The 3,229-nt window shown below is 68.0% G+C and carries 5 protein-coding genes; 3 read left to right on the top strand and 2 right to left on the bottom strand.

From position 1 onward, the window contains the following. Nucleotides 1-1,650 (bottom strand): alpha/beta fold hydrolase (locus B7X32_RS19800; protein WP_292723684.1); only part of this gene is annotated, 1,650 nt, incomplete at its 3' end. After that, complete coding sequence (locus B7X32_RS19795) at nt 1,647-2,243, bottom strand: TetR/AcrR family transcriptional regulator (protein ID WP_292723681.1); 597 nt, start codon at nt 2,241-2,243, stop codon at nt 1,647-1,649. The genes B7X32_RS19800 and B7X32_RS19795, both read right to left, overlap by 4 nt. A 145-nt stretch (nt 2,244-2,388) precedes the next feature. On the opposite strand from B7X32_RS19795, the gene B7X32_RS19790 reads away from it, so the two are divergent. From B7X32_RS19790 to B7X32_RS19780, 3 genes are all read left to right on the top strand, one after another. Next, nucleotides 2,389-2,574: a CsbD family protein gene (locus B7X32_RS19790; protein WP_292723679.1), complete on the top strand. Its 186-nt coding sequence runs from the start codon at nt 2,389-2,391 to the stop codon at nt 2,572-2,574. A gap of 48 nt (nt 2,575-2,622) precedes the next feature. Further along, nucleotides 2,623-2,889 (top strand): GlsB/YeaQ/YmgE family stress response membrane protein, encoded by a 267-nt coding sequence (locus tag B7X32_RS19785; protein ID WP_292723676.1) that lies wholly within the window; start codon nt 2,623-2,625, stop codon nt 2,887-2,889. A gap of 136 nt (nt 2,890-3,025) precedes the next feature. After that, nucleotides 3,026-3,229, top strand: a 204-nt coding sequence (locus tag B7X32_RS19780) for a hypothetical protein (protein WP_292723673.1), incomplete at its 3' end; no start/stop codon positions are given.

Genomic DNA, 3,229 nt, shown 5'->3' with positions numbered 1-3,229 from the left:
GCTGCCGGTGATGATGCGGACCGGGCCGCGGAACCGGGCGAGCGCTTCGCGGAGCTCGGCGCGCCACTGCTTCGATCCCGCGAGGGCGAGCTGCTCCGCCACCCTCTTCGCGCTGCTCCGCTTGAGGTCGCTGCGACTCGAGGCGAGCGCGGCTGCGCTCGCCGCCGATCCGGTGAGCATCCGTGACAGCCGCACCGCGTCCGTGTGCCGCAGGTAGGCGGCGACCACCGGCCGCAGCGCGGACGAAGTGCCCGCCGGAGCCTGGAGGAAGAACGGCGCGATCAGGGTGAGGGAACTCACCCGTGCCGGGAACCGGTCCGCCGCCAGCACCGCCGCGGCCGACCCGATCGAATGACCGATGAGGTCAGCGGGCTCCGCGCCCAGCACGGCGGGCAACCACCGCTCCCAGTCCTGAACGCCCGTTCCGTTGCTGAGGCCTAGCCCCGGTAGGTCGACGGCGCGCGCGCCGATGCCCGACGCTACGCCTGCCCAGGTGTCCGCGTTGACCGGCAGGCCAGGAAGGATCAGACGGCCGGAGCCGGATGCGCCGAGCTCGAACGTCCTCACGCCGCCCGCGTCGACGAACCGTCGTCCCTCGCCCTTCGCTGCGCCGAACCGGTGCGCGGCCATGTAGTCGGCCCACCGGTCGAGCGAGACACGCACGTCGGGCATCGGGATGCCGTGCCGCGCGGCCAGCTCGATGGTCGACGCCGTCGGATAGCGGTCGGAGGACAGGAAGCCCAGGGTCTCCGGCTCCGCCCCGGTGATCCACCGCGGGAGCCGCTTGATGACCCCCACCGGGATCCTGAGGCGCGGGATCCTCCCACCGAGGTGCCGGCCGACATGCGTGAACAGGTCTGTCAGCGGCGGGGTCGCGTCGTCCAGGATCCAGTAGGAGCGGCCCACGGCGTCGGGGTCGATCGCCGCCGCGGCCATGATGGCCGCCAGGTAGTCGACGGTGAGGACCGGGACGAACGTGGACTTCCCCGCAGGGAGCGCGGTCGCGGTGCCGTCCCAGATCTGCTCGATCGTGAGGGCGATTCCGATGTGCTGGTCGGACTCCCCGGTCACGCTGTCGCCGATCACGGTGGCCGGATTGACGATCGTCCAGGGGATCCCACGCTCAGTGGCCCGAGCCTGGAAGATCGCGTCGGATTCCACCTTCGACGCCTCGTAGCCGCCGAGCTCCTGGTACACCTCTGCGCGGTGCTCCTGCGACCACGGAACCGTGGCGGGATCCTGACCGCTGACGCGATAGCCCGAGATGTGCACGAGGCGCTGCAACCGGGGGAGGCCTGCGGCGAAGTCGATGACCTTCTCGACGATGCCCACGTTGATGCTGCGCGCTTCCTCGGCAGGCATGCCGAACCGGAAGGATCCGGCGCCGTTGTGGATCTCGGTGATGAACGGGAAGGCCGCCGGACCGCCGGCGAGGATCTCCGGGGCGTCGAAGTCGACGATCGTCGTGCTGATGCTCCGGGTCAGGCCGTGCTCCCTGAGCCACTGCTCGACACGTGCTCCGGACGCGGCGTTCCGGACTGCTGCGGTGACGTTCGCCCCGGCCTCTGCGAGTGTCAGGACGAGGTGCCGGCCGACGAGCCCCGAAGCTCCGAAGACCAGGGCGTGACGGGATCCCTCCTCGGGGGTCATCGCGTTCCTCCCGTGGTCGCGCGGCGGCCGATGAGGTCTGCCACGATGTCGGCGGCGGAGTGCAGAGGCTGGACGCTCCGCGTGGCGCGGGAGACGATGACCGCCCCCTCGATCATCGACACCACGACGGTCGCCAGGGAGCGGCTCTCCTCACCACCGACGCCCTCGGCTTCGAGCAGCGCTGCCGTGGGGGCGATCCACGATTCGAACGCCGTGGCGCACGCCTCCCGCAGTCGCTCGCTCTCCGCGCCCATCTCCAGGGTGACGACGGAGACCGGGCAACCCAGTCGGAAGTCGCTCTCGCCGACGATGGTAGCCAGGGCCTCGATCACGGCGCGGGCGGTTTCCGCCGCGCTGCCCGTGGACGCCGCGGCCTCGGCGATCAGCGCCTCGAACTGCTTCGCGGCGAGATCGACCGCGGCGACGCCCAGCCCCTCCTTCCCATCGGGGAAGTGGAAGTAGATCGACCCCTTGGGAGCCGCAGCGTGTTCGATCACGGCGTTCAGGCCCGTGCCGCTGAAGCCGCTGGTCTGGATGAGTTCGAGCATCGACTCTGCGAGCCGTGCCTTCGTCAGGTCACCTTTGGATGTCATGCCTCAAGAATAGACCGGTCTATATATTTTGCAAATCGGCGACTTTCTTGTTCAACCTTTGCGTCTTCCAACGGGTTGCTGATATACAAGATGTACCACTCAGTGAGATATCTACCGAGTGTTCCTCTATTGAAATGGAGATGCCATGAGCGCTGAAGACAAGCTGTCCGCCGCGGCCGACAAGGTCAAGGGCAAGGTCGAAGAGGTCATCGGAAAGGTGACCGGCGACGACGCGAAGGTGGCCGAGGGCAAGGCGACCCAGGCGAAGGGCGATGTGAAGAGCGCGGCGGAGAACGCCAAGGACGCCGTCAAGGACGCGCTGGGCGACTGACGTCCTGCCGTTTCGTGTCTCGTATCGACGGATGAGGGAGTAAAGAACATGGGATTTCTCGGGTTTCTGCTTTTGGGCCTGATCGCCGGCGCGATCGCGAAGGCGATCCTGCCGGGTAAGCAGGGCGGCGGCTGGCTCGCGACGCTGCTTCTCGGAGTGGTGGGCGCGCTGCTCGGCGGCTGGCTCGGGGGCGTCCTGTTCCACGCGCCTCTCCAGGACTTCTTCTCGCTGCAGACCTGGCTGCTCGCGATCCTGGGGTCGCTCGTCGTACTCCTCGTCTACGGCCTGGTCGTCGGACGAGGCAAGCGGGCGTAGCCCCGCCGGGCCGTGAGGGTGCGGCCGTTCGCCTTGGACGTCGCCGCACCTTCACCGCCCCTAAGTCGTTGTCATTTCCAATGTCTGTGTCATCCACTGGATGTGGTAATGCTGTTGGATATCATGAGGAGCGATCATGACGATGATGGTCACGGAGCCCGACCGGACGGCCGAGGTTCGTGGGAGCACGTTGTGGGTCGAGGTGGAGCCGGGCTTCTGGGCGGGCAACCGTACCGGGGAGTTCGTCGGCACGATCGAGTCGCACCGGGCCGGATTCATCGCCTTCGACTCGACGCACCGGGCTCTGGGAACATTCAGCAGCCTCGTGGCGGCCCGCGAA

This window comes from Microbacterium sp. 13-71-7, assembly GCF_002257455.1.
In the GTDB taxonomy this organism is placed as follows: domain Bacteria; phylum Actinomycetota; class Actinomycetes; order Actinomycetales; family Microbacteriaceae; genus Microbacterium.
This window is presented reverse-complemented; position numbering and strand designations above follow the sequence as displayed.